Source organism: Ileibacterium valens, assembly GCF_001945525.1.
Taxonomy (GTDB): domain Bacteria; phylum Bacillota_I; class Bacilli_A; order Erysipelotrichales; family Erysipelotrichaceae; genus Ileibacterium; species Ileibacterium valens.
Genome location: NZ_MPJW01000192.1, coordinates 1 through 2232, shown reverse-complemented (window position 1 = coordinate 2232; position 2232 = coordinate 1). Strand labels below are relative to the sequence as shown.

General features: G+C 38.5%; 4 protein-coding genes. 3 read left to right on the top strand and 1 reads right to left on the bottom strand.

What is annotated here, in order from left to right; translation table 11 throughout:
- Positions 1-41 precede the first annotated feature (41 nt).
- The 3 genes from BO222_RS10130 to BO222_RS10120 are packed head-to-tail and all read left to right on the top strand — an operon-like array spanning position 42 to position 1750.
- Positions 42-614 (top strand): hypothetical protein, encoded by a 573-nt coding sequence (locus BO222_RS10130; protein WP_075820688.1) that lies wholly within the window; start codon positions 42-44, stop codon positions 612-614.
- Between the two features lie 60 nt (positions 615-674).
- Positions 675-1118, top strand: coding sequence for a hypothetical protein (locus BO222_RS10125; protein ID WP_075820687.1), 444 nt, complete (start codon positions 675-677; stop codon positions 1116-1118).
- Positions 1118-1750: an ATP-binding cassette domain-containing protein gene (locus BO222_RS10120; RefSeq protein WP_075820686.1), complete on the top strand. Its 633-nt coding sequence runs from the start codon at positions 1118-1120 to the stop codon at positions 1748-1750. The genes BO222_RS10125 and BO222_RS10120 overlap by 1 nt, the downstream gene beginning before the upstream one ends.
- Positions 1751-1977: 227 nt before the next feature.
- Here BO222_RS10120 and BO222_RS10115 read toward each other — a convergent pair.
- The coding region (locus BO222_RS10115) for a transposase (protein ID WP_075817320.1) at positions 1978-2232 on the bottom strand (255 nt) is incomplete at its 5' end.

Sequence of the window (2232 nt, the reverse complement as noted above, 5' to 3'; positions counted from 1 at the left end):
TGAAAATTCCACCTCCAGAATCAGTTTCTTAAGGTGGATTCATGAGATCCAATCAGATAACCAATAACATTTTTGTACATGTAATCATTACCCGGATTGGACATTTAAACTTTACCCGTAACAAAAAATACAAAGAGGATCTGAATGGATATATTACTGATTCATTCTGGAAGGTTGATTCTTCGGATGTCAGCAGCAATGAAAAATTAACAAAATTCATTGGGGAATGGAACCAATTCCTGCAGGACTATCATGGATTCTATGAAGATTTTTCTTATTCAGGAATCTATCCCGAAATGTTGGCAAGTATGAAGTTGACAACTCCATTCGTCATAGTCACGCCGGAATATTTTAAAGATATTCAATTGAAAGAAGCAGCTTCAGGAGAAACTCTGAAAATCAGTGACTATCCCAATCAGAATCTGATTCTTGTTCCATCATCCATCAAGGAAGATTGGAAGCAGAATCCTTTAATATCGGAATTGGATAAAGATGATCTGAAAGAGGTAATTATTGAGGATGGAGTTGAATTGATGCCTCATGTGATCAGACCAAGTGAAATACCAAGGTTGCCAATTCGCAATTCTCTGATTTTAATTATCCAGGGAGAATGACCATCGAATTATGGAGGCAATTACCCTTTCCTGCCTTATGAAGGTCAAAAAACAGAAACGATGATTGAAAACTTCCTGAAAAGCATAAAAACTGAAGGTGAAGCCCGCTTTACTTTAAACAATACGGCATGGGATTTATCAAAGCAGACTGTTCTCATTTCACTGGTCGAAAAAACAATTATTTTACTTATTGATATGTTCTTATTTGCCAGCCTTGTTTTTGTTTCAATAGTCCTCTTTTTCTTTAACAGGCAAAAAGAGAACGGAGTTCAAATCCTGATGGGAATTCCCGCTTTGACAAGATGGAAAATCTGGATTCTGACATGGATCCTGATGCTGGTTGGTGCTGCGGTTGTTTCCATGGTTTTGACGCATTCGATTTCTTTACCATTGATTATCAGTCTGTTTGTTCTGATTGTGCTTTCGATGATCGAGGCTGCTGTCGTGATTCGAACATATGAAAAAGGCAACGAAATCCGAATGCTGAAAGGAGGCGAATTTTAATGAGTGCTGTTATTTATGCGGAAAAGATCTACAAATCGTTTGGAGATCATAAAATTTTTGAAGATTACACCTTCGCGGTTGAAGAAGGTGAATTTGTTCTCATTAAAGGCCAGTCAGGATGTGGAAAGTCTACGTTGCTAAGTATGATCGGGTTGCTTGTGTCACTTGATTCCGGATCAATTCATATCGGCAATCATGTCAACGTTCGGCCATATACAGAAAAGAGCCGAAAGATTCTGGCAGAAGAAATTGGATGGCTGTTTCAGAACTACGCTTTAGTAGATGACAAAAGCGTAAGAGCAAATCTGAGTATGGTTCTTAATGGCTTAAGCAAAAAAGAAATGGATCAGAGAATTGAAGAGACGCTTGTCAAAGTTGGGCTTTTCAAAGCAGCTGATCAGAAGATCAGTTCGCTTTCTGGAGGTGAGCAGCAAAGAGTAGCCCTTGCAAGGCTGCTTTTAAAACCTTCGAAAATTATTCTTGCGGATGAACCGACTGGAAACCTCGACCCGGAAAATAAAAAGGCAGTTATGCGTTTGCTTAAGGAACTCCAGAAGAAAAAAAAGACTATTGTTGCAGTCAGTCATGATGAAAATCTCGACGATTTTGCAGATCGGATCATTCATCTATAAAATGGTGAATCGAAAGTTGATATTGATTCGATAGAACAACAAGATTGTTGAAGCATTAAAAAGGGGCTGTTAAATTTCGACTGATTTTTCATCAGCGAGATTTACAGCTCCTTTTTCTATGCTTTTTATCTGATTCAATCCTGTTTTATGATGTGTTTTTCCGCTCAAGTCAATTTTTGAACGCACTGAAAAGAGCCAAAACTCAAAAAGACTGTTTATAATCTTTTTCAGATTTCGCTTTTCTGCTCCTTTAATTTTCCATAACGTTCGAGTTCTGGGCAACTCATCCGATTTCTGTTGTTTAATTTTCTGATATTGTGTCCCATGGCCACAATAAGCACCTCAAATTTTACGTTTTCCAGTCCCCGGCGTCTCAATCGGCTGTATCTGTAGTTTTCTTTAAGATCTCCGAAGGTTCCTTCCGCCTGAATGCTCCGGCTGACCATAATCTCATGTCCTGCATCTGAAGACATGTTCTCCCG